Annotated in this window: 18 protein-coding genes and 1 pseudogene; 8 read left to right on the top strand and 11 right to left on the bottom strand. The window is 59.6% G+C overall.

Translation table 11 applies throughout. The features are described 5' to 3' along the window. Positions 1 to 186: 186 nt before the first annotated feature. The 8 genes from AACY19_RS04845 to glnE all read right to left on the bottom strand — a co-directional run bounded on the left by AACY19_RS04845 (position 187) and on the right by glnE (position 10,260). Positions 187 to 1,638, bottom strand: coding sequence for a lipopolysaccharide kinase InaA family protein (locus AACY19_RS04845; RefSeq protein WP_339448464.1), 1,452 nt, complete (start codon positions 1,636 to 1,638; stop codon positions 187 to 189). Next, a complete protein-coding gene (locus AACY19_RS04840) occupies positions 1,638 to 2,390 on the bottom strand; it encodes a lipopolysaccharide kinase InaA family protein (protein ID WP_339448462.1) in 753 nt (250 codons plus the stop codon). The genes AACY19_RS04845 and AACY19_RS04840 overlap by 1 nt, the downstream gene beginning before the upstream one ends. After that, positions 2,387 to 3,121: a lipopolysaccharide kinase InaA family protein gene (locus tag AACY19_RS04835; RefSeq protein ID WP_339448460.1), complete on the bottom strand. Its 735-nt coding sequence runs from the start codon at positions 3,119 to 3,121 to the stop codon at positions 2,387 to 2,389. Before AACY19_RS04835 ends, AACY19_RS04840 begins: the two co-directional genes overlap by 4 nt. Next, a complete protein-coding gene (gene rfaP / locus AACY19_RS04830; protein WP_339448458.1) occupies positions 3,121 to 3,927 on the bottom strand; it encodes a lipopolysaccharide core heptose(I) kinase RfaP in 807 nt (268 codons plus the stop codon). The genes AACY19_RS04835 and rfaP overlap by 1 nt, the downstream gene beginning before the upstream one ends. Continuing rightward, a complete protein-coding gene (locus AACY19_RS04825; protein ID WP_339448456.1) occupies positions 3,927 to 5,048 on the bottom strand; it encodes a glycosyltransferase family 4 protein in 1,122 nt (373 codons plus the stop codon). The genes rfaP and AACY19_RS04825 overlap by 1 nt, the downstream gene beginning before the upstream one ends. Then, positions 5,048 to 6,109 carry a lipopolysaccharide heptosyltransferase I gene (waaC, locus tag AACY19_RS04820; RefSeq protein WP_339448454.1) on the bottom strand — a complete coding sequence of 354 codons (1,062 nt, stop codon included), beginning with the start codon at positions 6,107 to 6,109 and terminating at the stop codon, positions 5,048 to 5,050. Before waaC ends, AACY19_RS04825 begins: the two co-directional genes overlap by 1 nt. Before the next feature lies 1 nt (position 6,110). Then, a complete protein-coding gene (gene waaF / locus AACY19_RS04815; RefSeq protein ID WP_339448452.1) occupies positions 6,111 to 7,145 on the bottom strand; it encodes a lipopolysaccharide heptosyltransferase II in 1,035 nt (344 codons plus the stop codon). Positions 7,146 to 7,320: 175 nt separating this feature from the next. Next, positions 7,321 to 10,260 carry a bifunctional [glutamate--ammonia ligase]-adenylyl-L-tyrosine phosphorylase/[glutamate--ammonia-ligase] adenylyltransferase gene (gene glnE, locus AACY19_RS04810; RefSeq protein WP_339448451.1) on the bottom strand — a complete coding sequence of 980 codons (2,940 nt, stop codon included), beginning with the start codon at positions 10,258 to 10,260 and terminating at the stop codon, positions 7,321 to 7,323. A gap of 384 nt (positions 10,261 to 10,644) precedes the next feature. Here glnE and aceE point away from each other — a divergent pair, with 384 nt between their 5' ends. From aceE to msrA, 5 genes are all read left to right on the top strand, one after another. After that, on the top strand, positions 10,645 to 13,290 hold the full coding sequence (gene aceE / locus AACY19_RS04805) for a pyruvate dehydrogenase (acetyl-transferring), homodimeric type (protein WP_339448449.1): 2,646 nt from the start codon (positions 10,645 to 10,647) through the stop codon (positions 13,288 to 13,290). A gap of 11 nt (positions 13,291 to 13,301) precedes the next feature. Next, on the top strand, positions 13,302 to 15,263 hold the full coding sequence (gene aceF / locus AACY19_RS04800; protein WP_339448447.1) for a dihydrolipoyllysine-residue acetyltransferase: 1,962 nt from the start codon (positions 13,302 to 13,304) through the stop codon (positions 15,261 to 15,263). Positions 15,264 to 15,538: 275 nt separating this feature from the next. Continuing rightward, positions 15,539 to 16,936, top strand: a complete 1,398-nt coding sequence (locus AACY19_RS04795) for an alkaline phosphatase D family protein (RefSeq protein WP_339448445.1) — start codon at positions 15,539 to 15,541, stop codon at positions 16,934 to 16,936. 253 nt (positions 16,937 to 17,189) lie between these two features. Further along, on the top strand, positions 17,190 to 19,886 hold the full coding sequence (locus AACY19_RS04790; protein ID WP_339448443.1) for a putative bifunctional diguanylate cyclase/phosphodiesterase: 2,697 nt from the start codon (positions 17,190 to 17,192) through the stop codon (positions 19,884 to 19,886). A 107-nt stretch (positions 19,887 to 19,993) separates the two neighbouring features. Next, entirely contained in the window at positions 19,994 to 20,644 is a 651-nt protein-coding gene (gene msrA / locus AACY19_RS04785) for a peptide-methionine (S)-S-oxide reductase MsrA (RefSeq protein WP_339448441.1), read from the top strand. Positions 20,645 to 20,728: 84 nt separating this feature from the next. On the opposite strand, the gene AACY19_RS04780 is transcribed toward msrA, so the two are convergent. Further along, entirely contained in the window at positions 20,729 to 21,565 is an 837-nt protein-coding gene (locus AACY19_RS04780) for a 23S rRNA (adenine(2030)-N(6))-methyltransferase RlmJ (protein WP_339448439.1), read from the bottom strand. A 174-nt stretch (positions 21,566 to 21,739) separates the two neighbouring features. Continuing rightward, positions 21,740 to 21,919 (bottom strand): annotated as a pseudogene (locus AACY19_RS04775) (hypothetical protein); the annotation flags it as partial. Between the two features lie 132 nt (positions 21,920 to 22,051). Between AACY19_RS04775 and AACY19_RS04770 the strand changes: the two are divergent. From AACY19_RS04770 to AACY19_RS04760, 3 genes are read left to right on the top strand one after another with little or no spacing between them, the layout of a single operon-like run. Then, positions 22,052 to 22,624, top strand: a complete 573-nt coding sequence (locus AACY19_RS04770; protein WP_339448437.1) for a PAAR domain-containing protein — start codon at positions 22,052 to 22,054, stop codon at positions 22,622 to 22,624. Then, positions 22,624 to 23,196, top strand: a complete 573-nt coding sequence (locus AACY19_RS04765; protein WP_339448435.1) for a type VI secretion system amidase effector protein Tae4 — start codon at positions 22,624 to 22,626, stop codon at positions 23,194 to 23,196. The genes AACY19_RS04770 and AACY19_RS04765 overlap by 1 nt, the downstream gene beginning before the upstream one ends. Then, positions 23,193 to 23,609 carry a hypothetical protein gene (locus AACY19_RS04760; protein ID WP_122593875.1) on the top strand — a complete coding sequence of 139 codons (417 nt, stop codon included), beginning with the start codon at positions 23,193 to 23,195 and terminating at the stop codon, positions 23,607 to 23,609. The genes AACY19_RS04765 and AACY19_RS04760 overlap by 4 nt, the downstream gene beginning before the upstream one ends. Positions 23,610 to 23,676: 67 nt before the next feature. On the opposite strand, the gene AACY19_RS04755 is transcribed toward AACY19_RS04760, so the two are convergent. After that, positions 23,677 to 23,994, bottom strand: coding sequence for a hypothetical protein (locus AACY19_RS04755; protein ID WP_339448432.1), 318 nt, complete (start codon positions 23,992 to 23,994; stop codon positions 23,677 to 23,679). Positions 23,995 to 24,322: the final 328 nt, after the last annotated feature.

Genomic DNA, 24,322 nt, shown 5'->3' with positions numbered 1-24,322 from the left:
AACTAGCATCGGAGCTGGAGGCCGCACAGTTCATGGCTTCTGTAGAAGCTGTAGGAGAAGTCAGTGGAGCTTGTCCACAGTTTCTCACGCAGGGATCTGCGGTGTTTTTTGGGGTTCATCAACAGCAGACTGGCTTCCACAGGGGAATGCATTCCAATGTGGGAGCGAGCCTGCTCGCGAAGAGGGTCAGGCTGCGCTGGCGATAGCTTTAGGTAACCGCTGATCGATCACCTGATACAGCGCGCTGCTCTCAGGCCAGTTGCGCATGAACCGCGCCCGGTCACGGGCATAGGCCGGAGCAAAACTGCCCGGCGAACCATGCTGGCACATCGAGTCCAGATCGATCAGCGCCCAGCGATCCTCCTGCCAGAACAGGTTATGGCCCTTGAAATCGCCATGACTGATGCGCTCGGCGATCAATCGCGCAAACAACTGATCCAGCGCCTGCAGTTCGGCTTCCGGGGCGTTGCCGCTTTCAACATACGGCGCGAAGCGCTCGATGATATCCGGTCCAGGCAAATATTCGGTAACCAGATAAGCCCGACTGCGCAGCCACAGGAAACGTTTTTCAAGCACCGCCAGCGGCTTCGGCGTGGCAATGCCGAGGAACGCCAGACGATTGCCCTCGCGCCACGAATGCCACGCCCGGCTCGGGCGCCAGAAACGCTTGAGCCAATGGGCAAAGTTCTTGATGTTGTAGCGCTTGATCACCAGCGTGCGCCCGGCCACCTCGACCTTGCCGACACTGGCCGCGCCACCGGTCTTGTATAAATGGCCCTGATCGAGCAGCGCATCGGCCTGTTCCAGCACCGGCACCATCGCCGCCTCTTCCTCGCGGCAAATGGCGCGCAGGCCAAATGCACCGCGCTGCACCGCAAACAGCGTGCATTCACGACCGACCTTGATCAGGTAGTCGCGCAGGCGCCAGGCGCGCACCTTGTCGATCTGCTTTTGCAACGCTTCGAGCGGCAGCGCGTGCTCGGCGTTGCTCAACAGGTAATAGACCAGCAACTCTTCGGTGAACGGCTCCAGCGACTTGGGCAACTGAGCGAAAAATACGCCGAGGTTTTCCAGCACCTTTTGCCGTGACAGCGGCTGGCCGGCGGTTTGCGCGCAGATTCCCGCGCCATCGATCAAATACAACTGGTCGTCGTGACGCAGCAGATTGTCCAGGTGCAAGTCTTCCTGCCACAGGCCTTTGCTGTGCAGTCGGGCGATTGCGCCGAGCGCTTCGGCCAGCACAGCCGATTGTTCATCGGCCAGCACCGGCAATGCCTCGACCTGGCTCCAGGCATCACCAAGGCTCTGTGCGCCCTCGAGAAACTCGAACAGCAGCCAGCCGCCCTCGCCGTCTTTCAAGCCATCGACCAACAGCAGCGGCGTGGTCAGGCCTTGCGCAGCCAGCCGCTTCACGCCATTGAGTTCGCGCTGAAAATGCCGCGCAGCCTTGCTGCCCACCAGCAACTTGGCCAGCACTGGTCGCCCGCGCCAGACGCCGGCGCCAACATAACGCTGGCCCGGCAACACTCGCAGCAGCGTCAGTAGCTGCAAATCCGCCGGGCCTGCAGCATCGGCCAAAGTAATCGTCAGCGGCAGAACGGGCGTGCGCCCGGCGCTTTTCAGGTCAGACAATTGCATCAGCGAATTTCCTTGCGACTGCGCCGCGCAGTCAGACGCGTGACCCAACTGTCGACCAGCGAGCTGTCCGTCGGCTGATCAAGGTAGGCGGCGAGCAACTCACGCAACTGTGCATTGCTCCATTGCGGCGCACGGCGCAGCAACGGTTCGAGATCCTTGACCCGGTCGCGCATGCCGAACAGCAACGGCCGGGTCTTTTCCAAGTCGATCAACTGTGCCTGATAGGCCGCACCGTCCGCCTGCAAGAAGATGTGTTTGGGATAGAAACAGCCGTGCACCTGGCGCACACCGTGCAGGCGCCGCGCCAATTGCCCGCAGGCCTTGAGAATCGCCGACTGCTGCACGGTCGTCAGCGCAGACCAACGCTGCAACAGCGAATCAAGATCGTCCCAGCCGTCGAGGGCCCGGGTCAGCAGGATTGCCTGAACGTCACTGCCAACCTTGCGCTCACCGAAAAACGCCGCTTGCAGCGCCGGAATACCGAGCTTGCTGTAGCGGCTGATGTTGCGGAATTCGCGGGCAAAACTTGGCTCGCCAAACGGCGCATGCAGGGTTCGGGTAAGGTAGTTGCTCTGACGCTTGAGGTAGTAGGCGTGGCCTTCCAGTTCCAGGCGAAACACGCTGCTCCAGCCGCCGCCGTCGGTGTTCGGCTCATCCACCGCTTCGAGTTGCTTGGCCCACAGGGCATCGAAGGTGCCGAGACCATGGCGCTCCAGCAGCGCACGGTCTTCAGCGGCCAGGAAATCAGTCATTCGCGTCCCTCGAAAAATCTCACCACGTGGCGAATGCGCTTCTTGTCAGCAGCATTCAGGCGGTCACGCCCACGATATTGCAGGTAGAAGCGCAGGCGCTGGGTGCTCGACAGATGATACTTCGCCACTTTGTCGAGACAGGCCAGATCCTTGGTAATTCGGTACTTGAGCCAGAAGCCGCGCCAGAAATCACCGTTCGGGCAGTCGATCAGAAACAGGCGAGCCTGATCATCGATCAGCAGGTTGCGCCACTTCAGATCATTATGGGTGAAGCGATGGTCGTGCATGATCCGGGTATAACCTGCCAGTTGCCGGCTGACACCATCGACCCAGACGCGATCCTTGAGTTTTGGATCTTTGCGCTCGGCCAGTGCCGAGAGGTCTTCGGTACGCGGCAGTTCGCGCGTGATCATCGCGCCGCGATCATAAGCTGCGCCGCGTCGCTCCAGCCCCCAGGCCACCACTTGCGCGGTGGGAATGCCCCACTTGGCGAACCGCTTGAGGTTCTGCCATTCCATCTTCACACGCGGCTTGCCGAGATAACGGCGCAGGCCTTTGCCGGCACCGACGTAGCGTTTGACGTAGTAGTTGACGCCGTTGCGCTCGACGCGGATGACTTCCGACAGCGGGTCGCGGGTCAGGCGCTCGCCTTGCAAAGCGAACACCGCTTCGAGACTGCCGAAATCGTCGGCGAGATCACTGTATTCAGGTTCAAGGTTCCAACCCGCCATCAGAGCGCATCTCCGTAACGCTGTTTACGCGCATAGAGTTTGTTGGCCTTGCCTTCCAGCCAGCTCAGCAACGGCGCTTCTTGCGCCATGATCTGGCGCAGCGGCTGCTGGAAATAGCCCTTGAGGAAACGCAGCTTGTCGCGGCGGGTCAGGCCGATGTCCAGTGCGGAAAAGTACAGCGCCGCCAGATCCTTGTTGCGCCAGCGCTGAGTGATTTTCGCGCGGGTCTGCGCCCGGTGCAGGTCAATCACCGAGAGCTTGAAGTCTTGCGGCGTCACCGGTTTGTCGGTGTGCAGCAGGAAGTGGCAGATGTAGCAGTCGCGGTGATTGACGCCGGCGCGGTGCATCATGCCGGTCATGCGCGCGACTTCGGCGATCAGCGCGCGCTTGAGTGTTGGCTCGGTCGGCTGCTTGACCCAATCGATGCTGAAGTCTTCGAGGCTGATGGTCGGCGCCAGCTCTTCGGTGACGATGAACGAGTGCTGATCCGCCGGATTGCTGCCCTTCTCGCCATACGCAACGGCGGTCATGGTCGGCACGCCGACTTCCTGCAGACGCTGAATGGCCTTCCACTCCTGACCCGCGCCGAGCACCGGCAGCTTGGCGGTCAGCAGGTTCTTGAAAATCTCGCCCCAACCGATGCCACGGTGGATCTTGACGAAAAACCCGTTGCCGTCGACTTCCGTGCGCAGTGTCCGGCGTGCTTCCAGCTCGCGGTATACCTCGCCCTGCAAGCCTTCGACTTCGGCAAACGGGTCGCGCCCGGCCCAAAGGCTTTTGAACGGTTCAGCCAGCATCAACTTCATTAAGCGTGCTCCGCCAGAATCACATCGGCCGCGTGCTGCGGCATGCTGTAGAGGTCGGCCGTCCCGGCGAAGGCCAGACCATTGCGGCTCCACGCCGCGCGTGCAGCGTCGTCATGCAACATTTCGGTGAGGTACTGCGTCAGTTGCGCCTGATCGAACGGTTCGTCCAGCACTCGCCCGGCATCCGCCTCGGCAATGTAATGGGCGTAACCGCAGACCGCGCTGACCAGCACCGGCAGGCCGGCGACCAGTGCTTCAAGCAACACGGTACCGGTGTTTTCGTTGTACGCCGGGTGGATCAACAGATCGGCGCCGAGCAGGAAACGCGGGATATCGCTACGGCCCTTGAGGAACGTCACGTTGTCGCCCAGACCCAATGTGGCGCTCTGCATCTGGAACAATTTGGGGTCATCCTGGCCGATTACAAACAGCCGGGTGCGTTTCTTCAGCTCGGCAGGCAATGCGGCCAGCGACTTGAGGCTGCGATCAACGCCCTTGGTCTTGAACCCGGAGCCGATCTGCACCAGCAGCAATTCGTCGTCCTTGAGGTTGAATTCGGCGCGGAAACCGGCACGAATCTCGTCAGCGTCCGCCGGACGCCGACGATCCTGAGCGATGCCCGGTGGCAGCAGGTGGAAGCGTTCAAGTGGCGTGCCGTAATGCTTGATGAACAGCGGTTGCTGCACCTCGGAAATCATCAGGACTTCGGTCTTCGCGTCTTTGGCGAACACCGCCCGCTCGTACTCGGCGAAGTGGCGATAGCGGCCCCAGCGACGGTACAGCGAGTGGCGCAGGTTCTGCGCCTTGTCTTCGAAGCAACCGTCAGCGGCGTAATAGACGTCCAGCCCCGGCATCTTGTTGAAACCGATCAGGCGATCCACCGGACGCTTGGCCAGATCAGCCTCCATCCACGCGTTGAGTTTTTCGTTGCGGCGGTGATTGAAGAACGCCTTGACCGGCGCCACCAGCACTTCAAAGCCGGGCGGCACGTCGCCTTCCCAGATCAGCGTGTAGACACGAATCTGGTGGCCGCGCTTCTGGCATTCTTGAGCGATGCGCATAAAGTCGCGCTGCAGGCCACCAAACGGGAAATATTTGTACAGGACGAATGCCAATTGCATCAGCGCAGCTCCTCAGCCATTAACAACGTGCTCAGTCGGCTGGCGACACGCTCGGGGTTCAGACGCGTGAAGCACAGCGGCTGTTCACGCTTCAGGTCAAACTGACGGGCATCCTGCGCGGTCGGTTGATAGGTACATTTCTTTTGCAGGCACGGCGCGCACGGGAAGTCGCTGGCCAGGTGAATCTGCAATTTGCCGTAGGCGCCGGTCAGGCCCGGGTTGGTCGGGCCGAACAGCGAGATGGTCGGCACGTCCAGCGCCGCCGCCAGGTGCCCGAGGCCGGTGTCCACCGCCACGCAGGCTTGCGCCCCGGCGAGGACTTTGCCGACGCCGGCCAGATTGAGTTTCGGCAGTACTTCGGCATGTTTGAAACCGGCAGCGATGCGCTCGGCACGGGCCTTTTCCTGTGGATTGCCCCACGGCAGTTTCACGCCGACGCCGAGGTAGCCGACGCGCTCGGTCAGCTCACGCCAGTAGGCTTCCGGCCAGTGTTTGGTGTCCCACGTGGTGCCATGCAGGAACACGACAAAAGCGTTTTTTCGCGGCAGCTCGACCAGACGTTCGACGTTGAGGCCGTAATCGCCGACGCCTTTGGGCAGGTCATAACCGAGGGCGATGGCGAACAGCTGCCGCACGCGCTCGACGGCGTGTTGACCACGGGCCACGGCCAGTTTGCGGTCGTAGAACCGCGAAGCCATCGGCTCGCGGGCCGAGCCTTTATCCAGACCGGCCACCGGCGCTTTGACGTAGCGGGTCAGCCAGGCGCTTTTCAGCAGGCCTTGGGCATCGATCACCAAATCGTATTTGTTGGCGCGCACCCTTTGCTTGAAGCGCTTCCACTCGCCGCTGGTAATGGTCTTCCAGATGTTTTTGCGCCAGCGGCGGATCGCCACCGGAATCACTTTGCCAACGGCCGGGTGCCAGGTCGGAATCTCGGCGAAACCTTCTTCCACCACCCAGTCGAACGTGATTCCAGGGATGGCCCGGGCGGCGTCGGTCAGCGCCGGCAACGCATGAATAACGTCGCCCAGCGATGAAGTCTTGATCAACAGTACCCGCAACTTAATGAACCTCGACCACAGAGCCCTGCAACTTCTGCAACGCATCGTTGACCGCGTCCGGCATCAGCTGGCGCAGGCAGTTGTAATGGCCGAAGCGGCAGGTGCGGTCGAAGCACGGGCTGCAATCGAGGCCCAAACGGACGACTTCGACGTGCTCGGCCAGCGGCGGGGTGAAGCCTGGTGAGGTCGAGCCGTAGACGGCGACCAACGGGCGGTTCAGTGCAGCGGCGACGTGCATCAGGCCGGAGTCGTTGGACACCACCGAGTCGGCGCAGGACATCAAATCGATGGCTTCGGCCAGCGAGGTACCACCGCTGAGGTTGACCGACTCTTCACGCAGGCCCGGAATCAGCCGCGCGCGAATGTCTTCGCCGACTGCGTGATCGTTTTTCGAGCCGAACAGCCACACCTGCCAGCCTTCGCGAATGCGCGCTTCGGCGACCTTGGCGTAGTGCTCGGACGGCCAGCGCTTGGATTCGCCGAACTCGGCGCCGGGGCACAGGGCCAATACCGGGCGGTCGAGGCTCAGGCCGAATTTGGCCAGTGCGGCTTCGCGGGTCACGGGGTCGATCTGCAAGCTGGGGCGTGGATACGGTTTCGGCAGCTCGGCGCTCGGTTCATAGGCCAGGGCCATGAAACGCTCGATCATCAGCGGATAGCGTTCTTTGTCGAGGGTGCGCACGTCGTTGAGCAGACCGTAACGAAATTCGCCCCGCCAGCCGGTGCGTTTCGGGATGCCGGCAAAAAACGGCACCAGCGCCGACTTCAGCGAGTTCGGCAGCAGGATCGCCTGATCGTACTGGCCGCGCAGGGATTTGCCGATGCGCCGACGCGTCGCCAATTCCAGCGCGCCGTGACCGAGCGGAAAGCTCAAGGCCTTGCGCACTTCGGGCATGCGCTCAAGGATGGGCCGGCTCCACTCTGGGGCCAGCACGTCGATTTCGCATTGCGGGTGGCGCTGCTTGAGACACTGAAAGAGTGTCTGCGCCATCACCATGTCACCGACCCAACTGGGCCCAACGATCAGAATATTCATGCGGTTTCCAAAAACGAACCGGGGAGGCATTTACGCCTCCCCGCCTCGAGAATCACTGAGGGAGCGGCGCTGCTTGCGATGGGTCATTACCTTCAACATAACTGTCGACTGTCACTCCGCTATCGCGAGCAGGCTCGCTCCCACCTTTGAATCTCATTGTCTTCACTGGCGTGTTTCAGCTTAGACCCAACTCTTTCCATATCCGCAATACCTGCCGCCGTTCTTCGACAAACTGGTCTCCTGCAATCACCCCGGGGTCCTTCTGCAAGGCTTGCCGGTGAGCGGCGGAGCGGTAGGCTTTGTAGGCCTCGCGCAACAGGCTGGCATCTTCGGCAGGCATCAGCCCTTCGTGTTCCAGCTCTTCCAGAATGCGGATATTGTCGGTCCAGCGTAGCAATGGCGGCTGGCTGTGCGACCACGCCAGGGCCGCGTATTGCACCATAAATTCAATATCGACGATACCTCCGGCGTCCTGCTTGAGGTCGAACGGCGCCGTGGCCTCGAAGGCATTCGCCCCGGTACCGGCCGCGGTGCTCTTGCTGCCGAGGTTGTCACGCATCTTCGCGCGCATCTCGCTGACTTCCTGTTGCAGCTTCGCCAGATCACGGGATTTTCCCAACACTTGCGCACGAACTTTCTCGAACGCCTGACCCACGTCCTGACTGCCGACCAGTACCCGCGCACGCACCAGGGCCTGGTGCTCCCACGTCCAGGCTTCATTTTCCTGATAGCGGGCAAACGCGCCGAGCGAACTCACCAACAGCCCTGAAGCACCGGACGGCCGCAGACGCATATCCACCTCATACAGCTGACCCGAGTTGGTCTGCGCCGTCAGCAGGTGAATGATTCGCTGCCCCAGCCGGGTAAAGAACTGCGCACCATCAATCGGTTTCGGCCCGTCGGTTTCCGCATGGGGATCACCGTCATGGATGAACACCAGGTCCAGATCCGAACCATGCCCCAGTTCCAGACCGCCGACTTTCCCATAACCGACAATGATGAAGCCGGGATCACACAGCGTGCCGTCAGTGCGCAGCGGAGTACCGTACTTCGCCACGGTCTGCCGCCAGGCCAGGGCCAGCACTTGTTCAAGAATCGCTTCGGCCAGCCAGGTCAGGTAATCGCTGACTTTCATCAGCGGCAGGCTGCCGGCGATTTCCGAGGCGGCAACGCGCAAGCGGTGCGCCAGTTTGAAATGGCGCAGGGCTTCCATTTGCTGTTCGAGGTCGTCTTCGGGAATCCGCGTCAGACGCTCGCGCAGTTCGGCGGCAAGTTCCGGAGCCAGTGGCGGCTTGAACAGACGACCTTCGTTGAGCAACTCGTCGAGCAGCAAGGGAAAACGGGTGATCTGCTCGGCAATCCACGGGCTCGCCGCACACAACGTCAGCAAACGGCGCAGCGCACCGGGGTTTTCCGTCAACAGCACTAAATAAGCCGAACGCCGCGCGACCGCTTCAACCAGCGGCAACACACGCTCAAGCACCAGATCCGGGTTGTCATGCTCCACGGCCTGCGCCAACAGGCGCGGAATGAACGCATCGAGCCGCTCACGACCCAATCGCTGCATCGCCCGCAACTGCGGACTGCTGCGCAAGCCGGCAAGAGCCTTCAGGGCTTTGCTCGCATCACGGAAGCCGCCCTCCTCCAGTTGTCGGCAGGCCGCTTCTTCATCCTGTTCTTCTTCCCACAGCGGCAGCCATTCACCGCCAACCACCACTTCGCAATCGGTGCCTTGCTCTTCGTCGGGATCAGCGATCACCTGGGCGAAATGCCAGGCCACGCGACCGCGCCAGAACATCAGTTTTTCGTGGAAGGCCTGCCAATCGGCAAAGCCGAGCATGAAGGCGATGCGCGCCTGATCCTGGGCGCCGTCCGGCAGCATCTGCGTCTGGCGGTCGGCAATCGCCTGAATCGCATGCTCGGTGTAACGGAGGAATTCGTAACCCTCGCGCAACTCGCTGATCACCGCTGGCGGCAGATAACCCTGCCCTTCCAGCGTGCTCAGCACCTTTAATAGAGGACGCTGCTGCAAGCTCAAGTCGCGGCCACCGTGGATCAACTGGAACGCCTGCGCGATGAATTCGACTTCACGAATACCACCGGAACCGAGCTTGATGTTGTCGGCCATGCCCTTGCGCCGCACTTCCTGCTGGATCAACTGCTTCATGGTGCGCAGCGCTTCGATGGCCGAGAAGTCCAGATAGCGCCGGTAAACGAACGGTCTCAGCATGTCGAGCAATTGCGCACCGGCCACCTGATCGCCGGCGACCACCCGCGCCTTGATCATCGCGTAACGTTCCCAGTCGCGGCCCTGATCCTGGTAATACTGCTCCAGCGCATTGAAGCTCAGCACCAGCGCGCCGGACGATCCGTAGGGGCGCAGGCGCATGTCGACACGAAACACAAAACCGTCGACGGTCATCGGGTCGAGGGCCTTGATCAGGCGCTGGCCGAGACGGATGAAAAATTCCTGGTTATCCAGCGCGCGCTTCACACCGACGGTTTCGCCGCCCTCGGGGTAGGCGAAGATCAGGTCGATGTCTGAAGACAGGTTCAACTCGACGGCGCCGAGTTTGCCCATGCCGAGGATGACCATCGGCTGGGGCAGGCCGCTGCGGCGCCCGGTCGGTGTGCCGAACTGCGTGCAATGGCGGCTGTACAGCCATTGGCAGGCTTGATCGATGGTCGCATCGGCCATGTCCGAGAGGTCGCGGCAGGTCTGCACCAGATCGGCCTGACGGGTCAGGTCGCGCCAGATAATCCGCACCTGATGGCGGGCGCGCTGGCGACGCAGGGCGCGACCGAGTTCGTCTTCGGTCTGTGCCACGTTCACCGCAGCGGAAATCTGCGCACACAATTCACCGGGGGCGAACGGCCGGTCAAGTTCGCCGGACTGCACCAGCGACAGCAACATCAAAGGGTCACGAACGCTCTGTTCAATGACAAACTCGCTGGCGGCGGTGACGCGGGCGAATTGCGCCCAGCGCTCCGGGGTCCAGTCGGCGAGGCCGTGATCATCTTCAAGGGCGGCGACGGCTGTACGGAACGACTGCTCGGATCGAGTGACCAACGGCAGGAGAATGGCAGGCAGTTCAGCAAGCACAGGCAGGGTCATGGTCTATCCTTGATCGGCGTGTAAACGGCCGCTTGTAGTGAATGATGAAAACCCGCTACGCGAAGGACTGTCGAACAAAAGTTAGAAATAGCTGAAATTTCTTCTTCTTTAGCATCCAGCATCAAAGTTTCACCTTTTACGGATGGTAATCGACCAACCTTAACGATTATTCTCACAACGCAGTCGGAGGCCACAAGCCTTTCATCTGTAGTTTTACTACTCGTCTATACATCCGAAAGGCTGAAATGCTCAAAGATTTGTAGTAAAACTACACGCCGCCGGAACAACCTGTCGGCAATCCAAGAATTTTAAATCGTCTGCCCACAAGGCCAGTCGCAAACTCAGGCAACCGATTCTGGAAGCCTTTCCGCCCTGGAGCAAGCCATGCAAGACCTCGATCCCGTCGAAACCCAGGAATGGCTGGACGCCCTGGAATCGGTTCTCGACAAAGAAGGCGAAGACCGTGCTCACTATCTGATGACCCGTATGGGTGAACTCGCGACCCGCAGCGGCTCGCAACTCCCTTACGCCATCACCACGCCTTACCGCAACACCATCCCGGTAACCCACGAAGCACGCATGCCTGGCGACCTGTTCATGGAACGCCGCATTCGCTCGCTGGTACGCTGGAACGCGATGGCCATGGTAATGCGTACAAACCTGAAAGATTCTGACCTGGGTGGTCACATCTCCAGCTTTGCTTCCAGTGCGACCCTGTATGACATCGGCTTCAACTACTTCTTCCAGGCCCCGACCGACGAACACGGCGGCGACCTGATCTACTTCCAGGGCCACACTTCGCCAGGCGTTTACGCCCGTGCATTCATGGAAGGCCGCATCACCGAAGACCAGATGAACAACTTCCGCCAGGAAGTCGACGGTCAGGGCCTGTCGTCCTACCCGCACCCTTGGCTGATGCCTGACTTCTGGCAGTTCCCGACCGTATCGATGGGTCTGGGCCCGATCCAGGCGATCTACCAGGCACGCTTCATGAAGTACCTGGAACACCGCGGCTTCATCCAGCCGGGCAAACAGAAAGTCTGGTGCTTCCTGGGCGACGGCGAGTGCGACGAACCGGAATCCCTGGGCGCTATCTCCCTGGCCGGCCGCGAGAAGCTGGACAACCTGATCTTCGTCATCAACTGCAACCTGCAGCGCCTCGACGGCCCGGTTCGCGGTAACGGCAAGATCATCCAGGAACTCGAAGGCGTGTTCCGTGGTGCTCAGTGGAACGTGACCAAAGTCATCTGGGGCCGTTTCTGGGACCCACTGCTGGCCAAAGACGTCGACGGCATCCTGCAACGTCGCATGGACGAAGTCATCGACGGCGAGTACCAGAACTACAAAGCCAAAGACGGCGCGTTCGTCCGCGAACACTTCTTCAACACGCCAGAACTCAAGGCGATGGTTGCTGATCTGTCCGACGACGAGATCTGGAAACTCAACCGTGGTGGCCACGACCCGTACAAGGTCTACGCGGCGTACCACGAAGCGGTCAACCACAAAGAACAACCCACCGTCATCCTGGCCAAGACCATCAAGGGTTATGGCACCGGTGCCGGCGAAGCGAAAAACACTGCACACAACACCAAGAAAGTCGACGTCGACAGCCTGAAGTTGTTCCGTGACCGTTTCGACATCCCGGTCAAGGACGAAGAGCTGGAGAACCTGCCGTTCTTCAAGCCAGAGCCAAACAGCGCCGAAGCCCGCTACCTCAGCGAACGTCGTGCTGCCCTGGGCGGCTTCGTCCCTCAGCGCCGCGCACAGAGCTTCAGCGTACCGACGCCGGATCTGGACACCCTCAAGGCCATCCTCGATGGTTCGGGCGACCGTGAAATTTCCACCACCATGGCCTTCGTGCGCATCCTCGCGCAACTGGTCAAGGACAAGGAAATCGGCCCGCGCATCGTTCCGATCATCCCGGACGAAGCCCGTACCTTCGGTATGGAAGGCATGTTCCGTCAGCTCGGCATCTACTCGTCCGTCGGCCAGCTCTACGAGCCAGTCGATAAAGACCAGGTGATGTTCTACAAGGAAGACCAGAAAGGTCAGATCCTTGAAGAAGGCATCAACGAAGCAGGCGCCATGAGCTCCTTCATCGCTGCAGGTACTTCGTACTCCAGCCACAACCAGCCGATGCTGCCGTTCTACATCTTCTACTCGATGTTCGGCTTCCAGCGTATTGGCGACCTGGCCTGGGCTGCCGGCGACAGCCGTACCCGTGGCTTCCTGATCGGCGGCACCGCCGGCCGTACCACCCTGAACGGTGAAGGCCTGCAACACGAAGACGGTCACAGCCACCTGCTGGCCGCGACCATCCCGAACTGCCGCACCTACGATCCAACCTACGGCTACGAGCTGGCGGTGATCATTCAGGACGGCATGAAGAAGATGACCGAAGAGCAACAGGACATCTTCTACTACATCACCGTGATGAACGAGTCGTACCAGCAGCCAGCCATGCCGGCCGGTGCCGAAGAAGGCATCAAGAAAGGCATGTACCTGCTCGAAGAAGACACCCGCGATGCGGCGCACCACGTTCAGCTGATGGGCTCCGGCACCATCCTGCGTGAAGTCCGTGAAGCGGCGAAGATCCTGCGTGAAGAGTTCAACATCGGCGCTGACGTGTGGAGCGTTACCAGCTTCAACGAACTGCGCCGCGACGGCCTCGCTGTCGAGCGCAGCAACCGTCTGAAGCCTGGCCAGAAGCCTAAGCTGAGCTACGTCGAAGAGTGCCTGAACGGCCGTAAAGGTCCGGTCATCGCGTCTACCGACTACATGAAACTGTTCGCCGAGCAGATTCGTCAGTGGGTACCGTCCAAGGAATTCAAAGTCCTGGGCACCGACGGTTTCGGCCGCAGCGACAGCCGCAAGAAACTGCGTCATTTCTTCGAAGTCGACCGTCATTTCGTGGTGTTGGCAGCCCTGGAAGCACTGGCTGACCGTGGTGATATCGAACCTAAAGTCGTGGCTGAGGCCATCGTCAAGTTCGGCATCGACCCGGAAAAACGCAACCCACTGGACTGCTGAGGAGACATTTTGTGAGCGAACTCATTCGCGTACCTGACATCGGCAGCGGTGAAGGTGAAGTAATTGAACTGTTTGTGAAGGTCGGCGACCGTATCGAAGCCGACCAGAGCATTCTGACCCTGGAATCGGACAAGGCCAGCATGGAAGTGCCGGCCCCGAAAGCCGGCGTCATCAAGAGCCTGAAAGTGAAGCTGGGCGACCGCCTGAAAGAAGGCGACGAACTGCTGGAGCTGGAAGTCGAGGGTGCCGCTGAAGCGGCCCCTGCTCCGGCCCCTGCTGCGGCCAAGCAAGCCGAAGAAAAGCCGGCTGCAGCGCCTGCTGCTGCCGCGCCAGCCGCTGCCCCTGCTGCCGCTTCGGTTCAGCAAGTGCACGTGCCGGACATCGGTTCGTCGGGCAAGGCCCAGATCATCGAGATCCAGGTCAAGGTCGGCGACACCGTCGAAGCTGATCAATCGCTGATCACCCTCGAATCCGACAAGGCGAGCATGGAAATCCCGTCGCCTGCCGCTGGCGTGGTCAAGGCCATCAGCGTCAAGCTCAACGACGAAGTCGGCACTGGCGACCTGATTCTGGATCTGGAAGTGGCAGGTGCTGCGGCCCCTGCTGCTGCCGCTCCGGCTCAGGCTGCTGCACCGGCCGCTGCCGCCGCGCCTGCTCCGGCAGCCGCGCCAGCCGCACCGGTTGCCGACAGCGTTCAGGACATCCACGTTCCGGACATCGGCTCGGCTGGCAAAGCCAAGATCATCGAAGTGTTGGTCAAGGCAGGCGATACCGTTGAAGCCGACCAGTCGCTGATCACTCTGGAATCCGACAAGGCCAGCATGGAAATTCCATCGCCTGCCGCTGGCGTGGTGGAAAGCGTTTCCATCAAGCTGGATGACGAAGTTGGTACCGGCGACCTTATCCTCAAGCTGAAAGTCAAAGGCGCGGCCCCGGCTGCTGCCCCGGCTCCAGCTGCCGCAGCTCCGAGCGCTCCGGCACCTGCCGCTGCTGCTCCGGCTGCCGCTGCACCTGCTGCTGCCGCTCCAGCCGCCGCACCGGCCAAGCCCGGCGCGAAAGTTCACGCCGGCCCAGCCGTGCGTCAACTGGCCCGTGAGTTCGGCGTCGAGCTGAACGCTGTCGGCGCCAGCGGCCCGCACGGTCGTATCCTCAAAGAAGACGTGCAGACTTACGTCAAAGCGATGATGCAGAAGGCCAAGGAAGCACCGGCCGCTGCTGCTGGCGCAACCGGTGGCGCGGGCATCCCGCCGATTCCGGTCGTCGACTTCAGCCGTTTCGGCGAAATCGAAGAAGTGCCGATGACTCGCCTGATGCAGATCGGCGCGTCGAGCCTGCACCGCAGCTGGTTGAACATCCCGCACGTGACTCAGTTCGATTCGGCTGATATCACCGAGCTGGAAGCGTTCCGCGTTGCGCAGAAAGCCGTTGCCGAGAAGGCCGGCGTCAAGCTGACCATCCTGCCACTGCTGCTCAAGTCGTGCGCGCACATGCTCAAGGAGCTGCCGGACTTCAACAGTTCGCTGGCGCCAAGCGGCAAGGCGATCATCCGCAAGAAGTACGTGAACATCGGCTTCGCCGTCGACACCCCGGATGGCCTGCTGGTACCGGTCATCAAGAACGTCGACCAGAAGAGCCTGCTGCAACTGGCAGCCGAAGCCGCTGCGCTGGCCGCCAAAGCCCGCGACAAGAAGCTCACCGCTGACGACATGCAAGGCGCCTGCTTCACCATTTCCAGCCTCGGCCACATTGGCGGCACCGGCTTCACGCCGATCGTCAACGCGCCGGAAGTGGCGATCCTCGGTGTTTCCAAGGCAACCATCCAGCCAGTCTGGGACGGCAAAGCCTTCCAGCCAAAACTGATGCTGCCGTTGTCGCTGTCCTACGATCACCGTGTGATCAACGGCGCCGCTGCCGCACGCTTCACCCAGCGTCTGGGCAGCCTGCTAGCGGACATCCGCACGATCCTGCTGTAACTCGAACAGGCCCTCCGGGAACGGAGGGCCTGTTGCGTCACCCTTTCGAGCGCCACACGCTCGTACCTCAACCCCGTCAGTTTGACGGGGCTTTTTTTTGCCTGAAAAACCTGTCCAGGTATCTTTCCTACAACTTTCGATGACATCGGCTACGACCCGAGTCCACTTCGGCGCAATCTTTTTCCCTGCCAACTTATTAGTCTTGGCTCACCAAGTTAGTTAGTAACTTCACACTAGTTAATCAAACATCAATATACATTCGAATGGATTCGAACATGTTCAAACCCACTATCGGCCCTATTATCGGCCACACGACAACTGACCACGCGCGCATTTTCATGCGCGGTGACACACAAAATAACAGCTGGGTATTTGCCGGCATTCGTTATCGGGTTTCCGGAAGTCTGGAATGGTCGAAGCCTATCTTTGCCAAACTCAGTGCACTGCGCGACATGAGCGAAGTATTCGCCCTCAACAACTTGAGTAGTGATACCGAATATGAATATCAGGCGGGCTGGTTCAATCCGATGAATCCGGTGCACACCGTCGAGAGTGTCGCCGAGTTACCACTGCAATGGCCGCGGGAGATCTACCGCCTGCGTACCCGTTCCAGCGAAGTGACCCAGCCGCGCGCCTACATTGTCGGCTCCTGCCGCTATTTGCGCATGACCGCCGGCATCCCGTCACTGCCACATCTGGGCGACCGGATCTTCGCCTCCATCAATCAACTGATCGAGGGCGCACAGCCTCCGGTCAGTGCGACCCTGATGACCGGCGATCAAATCTATGTCGACGACTTGAATATCGTTGCCCCGGATCGGGAATATAAAGAGATTCTCGAGAAATATCGTGCGGCCTTTTCCCAGCCAAACATCCAGAAACTGATGTCGGGAACTTCTACTTACATGATTCTTGACGATCATGAGATAGAAGATAACTGGCCCGCCCATGCCGACAAGGCTGACCATGAGTTATATCGCAATGCGATGGCGGCTTATGAGTTATATCAAGCCAGTCACAGCCCGGCACATGAACTTACGGCGAGCGGCGAGATAAACCGTGGAGTGCTCGAGCACTACTGGTATCAATTCAGTGATGGCGATATTGATTGGTTTGTCACCGACAGTCGCACCCGGCGCAACCTGTCGGCCGATGATCGGCGCATCCTCGACGAAGCCCAGGAACAGGCCCTGCTCGATTGGCTGATCAACAGCCCTGCGCGAGTGAAGTTCGTCGTCACCAGCGTCATGTTCTATCCGGATCGCAAGGAGCATGGTGACGACGCCTGGAAGGCCTTCCCCGAACAGCGCCTGCGCCTGCTGGAAACCATCCGCACCCACCGGATCAAGAACGTCGTGTTTGTTTCCGGCGATGTGCACGGCTCACTGACCTCGCGCCTGACCCACAGCGAAGACCCGGACTTCGAAGTCCACACCATCGTGTCTTCGCCGCTGTGCAACAGCAAGCTGCTGCCCTACGCGAAAGCGTCGACTTTTATCCTCGACAAGCCGCTGGCGCGAACGGGGACAGGCGACTATGTGCACCAATTGACCAGCACGGTCGTCAGCGAGGACAACTTCGCCCATGTCGTGGTCGAGGCTGATCAGATTCTGGTGAATTACCATGATCGCGACGGGAAAAAGCTGCAGTCGATCAGCATGAAATTGCGTTGAAACCTTGAAACACCGCAGCCTGCTGCAGTTCCTGCATCGACGTAAGCCCCTGCAGGATCGGCCGCAGGCTGCAATGTTCTGCTCTTTTCAACGACGCGCTGGAGAAATGTTCAGCGCAGCCGACATATTCTTATAGCACTTGGCCTTCATCTCTCTTGTCAGTCGGTGCCGCAATGATGCAACCTTGCCGCAGGCAACAGTAAAGAGGGCGAGAGCCCGGCGCGTTCAGCATATTTCCAAGCGAGTTTCCTTCATGAAGAGCCAACCCGATGCCGCCAGCCGTATGGTGGCCGAGGTAGTGACGCAGTTGCCTGTGCCCTCGCGGCTCGGCATGCTGCGTTTCGAGCGCCTGAATGAAGCCAGTTGGGCGATGCTCTTTCTCGATCCCAACTGCGAACGCCAGTTTGGCCAACCGGCCGTCGAACTCTGCGCACTGGTCGGTTCACCTTATGCCAGCCTGATGGAGCCGGAAGCGCGCTATCAACTGCATGACGCGATCCAGCAACAACTCGGCAGCAGCCCGCATTATCGGGTGCACTACACCCTGCATACGCCAGCCGGCGCGCTGAGCATCCTTGAGCTGGGTGAAGCCTACAAACAACACAATCGGCACCTGCTGCGCGGTTATCTGCTGGCGGTCGATGAGGTGTTCGCCGGCGCGCCGCAGCCGCCGTCCGTCGATCTCGAAACCCAGAATTCGCGCCTGCAAATCGCCCTCGAACTGAATCAACGCGCCCAGCAGGAACAACTGCAGCACCTTGAACGCGTGCGCGCCCAGCAGGACCTGATTCTGTTGCTGGCGCGCCAGCGTTACAGCACGCACAACTCGCTGCAGGAAGCCGCCGAGCTGATCACCCGCTGCGCCTGCGATATCTATGAAATCGACTGCGCCAGCTTGTGGAATCTCGACGGCCAGCAACTGGTGCCGATCTCGGCCTACCACCGCGCCACGCAGGACTACCTGCTGCCGGACGCCATCGACATCAGCACCTTCCCTGATTACATGGAAGCCCTGCACAGCAGCCGCGCCATCGATGCGCACAATGCAATGCGCGACCCGCGTACCCGCGAGATGGCCGAAGCCCTGCGTCCGCGCGACGTCAATGCCATGCTCGACGCGAGTATCCGTATTGATGGTCAAGTGGTGGGCGTATTGTGCCTGGAGCAAATCGGTGTCACCCGCGCCTGGCAGTCCGACGAAATCGCCTTTGCCGGTGAACTGGCCGACCAGTTCGCGCAAGTCATCAACAACCACAACCGCCGTACCGCCACCAGCGCTCTGCACCTGTTCCAGCGGGCAGTCGAACAAAGCGCCAACGCGTTTTTGCTGGTCAACTGCGACGGCGTGGTCGAGTACGTCAACCCAAGCTTCACCGCGATCACCCAGTACACCACCGAAGAAGTCCACGGTCAGCGTTTGTCCGAGCTGCCGGCCCTGGAAAACCTCAGCGAGCTGCTGTTCGAGGCGCCTTCCGCGCTGGTCAAGAGCAACAGCTGGCAGGGTGAATTCAAGAGCCGCCGCAAAAACCTCGAACCCTACTGGGGCCAGTTGTCGATTTCCAAGGTCTATGGCGACAACCGTGAGCTGACGCACTACATCGGCATCTACGAAGACATCACCCAGACCAAACTGGCGCAACAGCGCATCGAACGTCTGGCGTACACCGACAACCTGACCAACCTCGGCAACCGGCCCGCGTTCATCCGCAATCTGGACGAACGCTTCGCCCGGGATAGCGATACCCCGATCAGCCTGCTGCTGGTGGACATTGATAACTTCAAGCGGATCAACGACAGCCTCGGCCATCAGACCGGCGACAAACTGCTGATCAGCCTGGCCCGGCGTCTGCGCAACAGCTTGAGCCCGAGTGGCAGCCTCGCGCGCTTCGCCAGTAACGAATTTGCCGTACTGCTCGACGAGACCGACCTTGCGACGGGCCAGAAAATCGCCAACCAGTTGCTGGCGACCCTCGACAAACCGATGTTCGTCGACAACCAGTTGATCAGCGTCACCGGCTCCGTGGGCCTGGCCTGCGCGCCGCTGCACGGTCGCGACCCACAAACCCTGATGCGTAACGCCGGACTGGCGCTGCACAAGGCCAAGGCCAACGGCAAGCATCAGGTGCACGTGTTCACCGAAGCATTGAACGCCGAGGCCAGCTACAAGCTGTTCGTCGAGAACAACCTGCGTCGCGCCCTGACCCAGAACGAACTGGACGTGTTCTACCAGCCGAAGCTGTGCCTGCGCAGCGGTCGTTTGCTGGGGATGGAAGCGCTGCTGCGCTGGAATCACCCGGAACGCGGGATGATCCGCCCGGACCAGTTCATCAGCGTTGCCGAAGAAACCGGCCTGATCATTCCGATCGGCAAGTGGATTGCACGTCAGGCCTGCCGCATGAGCAAAGCGCTGACCGCTGCCGGCATGGGCAATCTGCAGGTGGCGATCAACCTGTCACCGAAACAGTTTTCCGACCCGGATCTGGTCGCCTCCATCGCCAACATCCTCAAGGAAGAAGCGCTGCCCGCCAACCTGCTCGAACTGGAACTGACCGAAGGCCTGCTGCTGGAAGCCACCGAAGACACGCACTTGCAGCTCGACCAACTCAAGCGCTTGGGCCTGACCCTGGCCATGGACGACTTCGGCACCGGGTATTCGTCGCTGAGTTATCTGAAGAAATTCCCGATCGACATCATCAAGATCGATCGCAGCTTCATCCACGAAATTCCCGACAATCAGGACGACATGGAGATCACCTCGGCGGTGATCGCCATGGCGCACAACCTGAAACTGAAGGTCGTGGCCGAAGGGATCGAGACCGCCGAGCAACTGGCGTTCCTGCGCCGCCACCGTTGCGACGTTGGCCAAGGCTACCTGTTCGACCGGCCGATCCCCGGCGGCGAACTGATCCACGCCCTCAAGCGCTACCCGCGCGGCCCGCTCTGCCTGTAACCCCCACAAGCGTCATACCCACATTTTTTGGCTAGTGATTAACCGGGCATCATTGGGCACACTGACGGTCTGACTTTTTACATCCAACCCGACTGAGAGGAACGATCATGGTTCTACGCTCGGAAATTCTGGTGAACAAAAACGTGCTCCCAACCAAAGAACAAGCTCTGCCCGGCCGCGAAACCGCGATGACCCTGCCTGAAAAACACTTCGTCTTCGAAGAAACCCCGCTGCTTGGCCCGTTTTTCCAGGACGTCGATTTTGCGATTTTCGGCCTGGGTTGTTTCTGGGGCGCCGAGCGCCGCTTCTGGCAGCGTGAAGGCGTGGTCAGCACCGTGGTGGGTTACGCCGGCGGTTTCACGCCAAACCCGACCTACGAAGAAGTCTGCTCGGGCCTGACCGGCCACGCGGAAGTGGTGCTGGTGGTGTATGACAAGGCAAAAGTCAGCTACGAAGAACTGCTGGCGATGTTCTGGGAACTGCACAACCCGACCCAGGGCATGCGCCAGGGCAACGACATCGGCACGCAGTACCGCTCGGTGATCTATGCGACCTCGCCGGAGCATCTGGATGCGGCGCTGAAGAGCAAGGCGACCTATCAGGCCGAGCTGTCGAAGGCGGGTCTGGGTGAAATCAGCACCGAGATCGAACAGGCACCGACCGTGTACTTCGCCGAGGCGTACCACCAGCAGTATCTGGCGAAGAATCCAGAAGGCTACTGCGGAATTGGCGGCACCGGCGTGTGCATGCCGAATTAAAGTTGCGAGCGGCAAGCTTCAAGCTGCAAGCGCTGCGTTCGCTTCAGCTTGTAGCTTGTAGCTTGTAGCTTGTAGCTCGAAGCTTTACTCCGCTATTAGCCAATCCATCTGCCAGCCGCCCTGGGTCTGTCCCAGCTTCTTCGACAACCACGGCAGCAGCTCACGCAATTCTTCTTCCAGCCCCCACGGCGGATTGGCAATCGCCATGCCCGAGCCGTTCAGGCTGTTCGGCGTATCCAGCGGATGCACCAGCAGCTCCACACGCAACAACTTCGGTGCGCCGGTGCCGGCCAGGTCCTGATAAAAACGCCGCAACGCACGCTGATCCTTCACCGGATACCAGATTGCCGCCACGGTCTGCCGCATCCGGCCCACCGCCTCTTTCAACGACGCTGCGCAACGCTGCATCTCGTCGAGCTGTTCGAACGGCGGATCAATCAACATCACCGCGCGCTTCTCCTGCACCGGCAACATCGCCCGTGCAACGTGCCAGCCCTCGCCGAGGTGAACCTTGACCCGACGATCACCGGCCATGTTGTCCTTGAGCAGTACGCCGTCTTCGGGGTGCTTTTCATTGAGCATCACCCGATCCTGCGGCCGGGTCAGACGCCGCGCCAGCTCCGGCGAACCCGGGTAATAGCGCAACTGGCCATCCGGGTTCATCTCGTGCAATACCTTCATGTAGTCGGCAGTCAGCGCCGGCAAGTCCGGCTGATCCCACAAACGCGCGATGCCTTCCAGATACTCGCCGGTGCGATTGGCCTGATCGCCCTGCAAGTCATACAGACCGATGCCGGCGTGCGTGTCGAGATAGGCAAACGGCTGCTCCTTGCGCGACATCAGGGCGATGAGGCGGGTCAAGGTCAGGTGTTTGAACACATCGGCGTGATTGCCGGCATGGAAGGCGTGACGATAATTCATGGTTGCTCCTGCGAAGGGCGCAAAGTTTACCTTTTACCGCGCGGCAAGTCAGGGGTTCGCAGCCGAGCGGCTTCCCTGCGCACTGATCGTTTCCTCGCTCAGCGTGGAAACGATCATCCATCGGCAGCGCGTGACCCATTTTGGAGCTGCCACAGGCTGCGATCTTTTGCTTTTTCAGGCGGGCATGCTGCTCAGGCGTTTGCCGATGACATCGAGCACATCACAGCCATCGCGCAGGGGGATTGCGCAGAGCATGGCGAAGTCGCTGAGGATGATGGAGTCGCATTCGACCGAGCCGCGCATGCACATGTTTTCCAGGACCTGGGCCACGGCGCGCAGACGGTGGTTAAGGGCGATGTCTCGTAACGCACGAGCAACATCAAGAAACATCTTGCGGCAGGATAACCGTCGTCGCACAAGCGAAGGGAATGCGAATATCCGTATCACTTAAAACCTGTAAAGAGGGAAATTTACATGGGAAGAAAGATGATCGGTATCGGCGCCCCTACATCAACCGGGGGCGCGGTTCTGGAAGGAAACATCGGAATCAACATTGATTACGCGGTGAGCACTTCATCTCTCGGCCATATGGCCAGCTGTCCCGTATGCCCTCCGGGTAAAGGCCCGATTGTCGCGGTAGGCCCGCGAACTATCACTCTGCCTGCGGGACCGGTTGCGCTCGAGGGTGATTATGTAGCGTGCGGCTGTCCGCCAAAATCCAACACTATTCTCTTTGCTCAATCCTCCGTCTTTGGTGGAGGCGAACATAGCGCTGCAAGCTTCTCCCCCATCATTCCTCTGGTCCCCAAACCGAAAAGTATTCAACACATAACGTTTTCATATGGAGCCAACCAGACGCCGGTGGACTCGGTGTCGCGCTTTTATACCGACTTGAATATTCATGTGAAAACTTCCGGCTATTCACCCGGCGAGACCGTTACCGTGACGATCAGCGGTGCAACCGAAAAAGCGCTGTCTGGCACCGTGGGCCCGAAAGGTATAGCGATAATTCCAAACGCTTTCGAGGCTGAAGCCTTTGACATGGAGGGAGAAATTTAATGGCTCAGCTCAATATCAGTGCCGGTGGAGTTACCTCCAACATCCTCGTAAAACGGCCAAAATTCAGCACCTTATGGACAGCCTACGCAGAAGTTGGTCTTAAAAGCTCGATTGATGTGTATGCGCTCGTAGGAGGCAATGTCGAAGCTGCCAGAGCAGACAAACCTGATGCTTACGCAAACGCATGCGCTCTGAGGATAAGTAGAGGGTTTAACTATGGTGGATACAAAATACCGAAAGGAACGATCATTCCAAGCAAATCCATCTATCGTCTTGCTGGTGCTGATCAACTCCCCTACATCATGAAAGTCGCAGATTTTCTAGCTTTCCTGAAACACAATTGGGGTGCTCCGGATCGTGAGTTGAAAATGAGCGAGGCAAATTACATCAATGGTAAGAAAGGCGTGATTATCATGGAGATCAATGGCTGGAGCGATGCGACGGGTCATGCGACTTTGTGGAACGGTAGCGCGACCGGCGATAACAGTGACTACCACCGCTCAGACAGTCACACTTACGATAGGCCAGACGTAAAGCTGGAAAAAATCAATTTCTGGGAGTTAAAAGGATGAAATTCCAGCTGCTTATCGCAATAGGTATTCTTGGCCTGTCCGCTAACGCCATTTCCAGTGAAGCAGATCTCAATAGTGCGAGAACGTCACTGAAGAATTACGGCCTAGCTAACTGCATATCGAATCAATTCAAGAGTGCATCAGACATCAAGTCAGACCTCGGACTTGCGATTGGCGCTTACTCAGTAATGGGCAAAGGTGAACACGCCATATTGCAGAATGAGGACACACTGGAAGTCACCCACGACCCCTACCTAGAAACCGAAAAATTCGTGACAGAGACATACACGAAGACATCTTCAATCAGCAAACAGTCAGGCAAAAATATCGTGTTCTATTCTTGCCTCGAAATTTACAACTCTCCTGCGTTCGATGCTTTTATCAAGTCACAGGATCAGTACCTACAGAATTAAAATCCTCACAGGTGGTTAGTGATCCTTCCATATACCGAGGCAGGAAGGATCTGTCACAACACCGGCGTTAAGGCAGGCTGCTCAGGCGCCTGCCGATGACATCGAGCACATCACAGCCGTCGCGCAGCGGGATGGCGCAGAGCATGGCGAAGTCGCTGAGGATGATGGAGTCGCATTCGACCGAGCCGCGCATGCACATGTTTTCCAGGACCTGGGCCACGGCGCGGATGCGGTAGTTGGCGGCGTCCATGAGGATGTCGAGGGGCACGTGGGTATCGACGAACAGGGTGGGCATGTCGCTGCAATTGCCGGTCAGGGCCATGAAGCGGTTGTCGGGATGGGGGATGATTTTTTCGTAGGGTGGAGCCGTTCGTATTGTCGTCATTTCTATCTTCCATAGAGTGTAAGAATGAACTGCCGCATTCCTTCCTACGGGATTGGGTGGCAGCCGTGCACGGGAGTAGGAAACCGACCCATGGAATTCGGCCACGCCTAAGCGTGTCCCGCACACAGCCGCCGCTGACGACATTGCTCACACGAGTTACGTGCCGCAAATCAAAAACAGCGCTGATGCACCATAGGTAGAGGGTTCCTACACCCTGTCACCGCTCCCGCAGTGACAACGAAAAGACTATCCCTGCAACCCACCGCCCACCAGTTCATGAAAACCGCCGCAACTCGAAGGAATTGTCCGAGACCTTCGCCCCGAAAAC

The organism is Pseudomonas sp. EA_5y_Pfl2_R50 (genome assembly GCF_963970475.1).
Lineage (GTDB): Bacteria > Pseudomonadota > Gammaproteobacteria > Pseudomonadales > Pseudomonadaceae > Aquipseudomonas.
Note: the sequence above shows the minus strand (reverse complement) of the source record. Positions and strands in the feature narration are given on the sequence as shown.

Bases quoted from the DNA above. Each gene is read 5' to 3' on its own strand.
- AACY19_RS04835 (WP_339448460.1), bottom strand. From the start codon at position 3,121: ATGGCGGGTTGGAACCTTGAACCTGAATACAGTGATCTCGCCGACGAT.
- waaF (WP_339448452.1), bottom strand. From the start codon at position 7,145: ATGAATATTCTGATCGTTGGGCCCAGTTGGGTCGGTGACATGGTGATG.
- AACY19_RS04840 (WP_339448462.1), bottom strand. From the start codon at position 2,390: ATGACTGATTTCCTGGCCGCTGAAGACCGTGCGCTGCTGGAGCGCCAT.
- AACY19_RS04780 (WP_339448439.1), bottom strand. From the start codon at position 21,565: ATGAATTATCGTCACGCCTTCCATGCCGGCAATCACGCCGATGTGTTC.
- AACY19_RS04790 (WP_339448443.1), top strand. From the start codon at position 17,190: ATGAAGAGCCAACCCGATGCCGCCAGCCGTATGGTGGCCGAGGTAGTG.
- AACY19_RS04755 (WP_339448432.1), bottom strand. From the start codon at position 23,994: ATGACGACAATACGAACGGCTCCACCCTACGAAAAAATCATCCCCCAT.
- AACY19_RS04760 (WP_122593875.1), top strand. From the start codon at position 23,193: ATGAAATTCCAGCTGCTTATCGCAATAGGTATTCTTGGCCTGTCCGCT.
- glnE (WP_339448451.1), bottom strand. From the start codon at position 10,260: ATGACCCTGCCTGTGCTTGCTGAACTGCCTGCCATTCTCCTGCCGTTG.
- rfaP (WP_339448458.1), bottom strand. From the start codon at position 3,927: ATGAAGTTGATGCTGGCTGAACCGTTCAAAAGCCTTTGGGCCGGGCGC.
- msrA (WP_339448441.1), top strand. From the start codon at position 19,994: ATGGTTCTACGCTCGGAAATTCTGGTGAACAAAAACGTGCTCCCAACC.
- AACY19_RS04795 (WP_339448445.1), top strand. From the start codon at position 15,539: ATGTTCAAACCCACTATCGGCCCTATTATCGGCCACACGACAACTGAC.
- AACY19_RS04825 (WP_339448456.1), bottom strand. From the start codon at position 5,048: ATGCAATTGGCATTCGTCCTGTACAAATATTTCCCGTTTGGTGGCCTG.
- aceE (WP_339448449.1), top strand. From the start codon at position 10,645: ATGCAAGACCTCGATCCCGTCGAAACCCAGGAATGGCTGGACGCCCTG.
- AACY19_RS04765 (WP_339448435.1), top strand. From the start codon at position 22,624: ATGGCTCAGCTCAATATCAGTGCCGGTGGAGTTACCTCCAACATCCTC.
- AACY19_RS04770 (WP_339448437.1), top strand. From the start codon at position 22,052: ATGATCGGTATCGGCGCCCCTACATCAACCGGGGGCGCGGTTCTGGAA.
- AACY19_RS04845 (WP_339448464.1), bottom strand. From the start codon at position 1,638: ATGCAATTGTCTGACCTGAAAAGCGCCGGGCGCACGCCCGTTCTGCCG.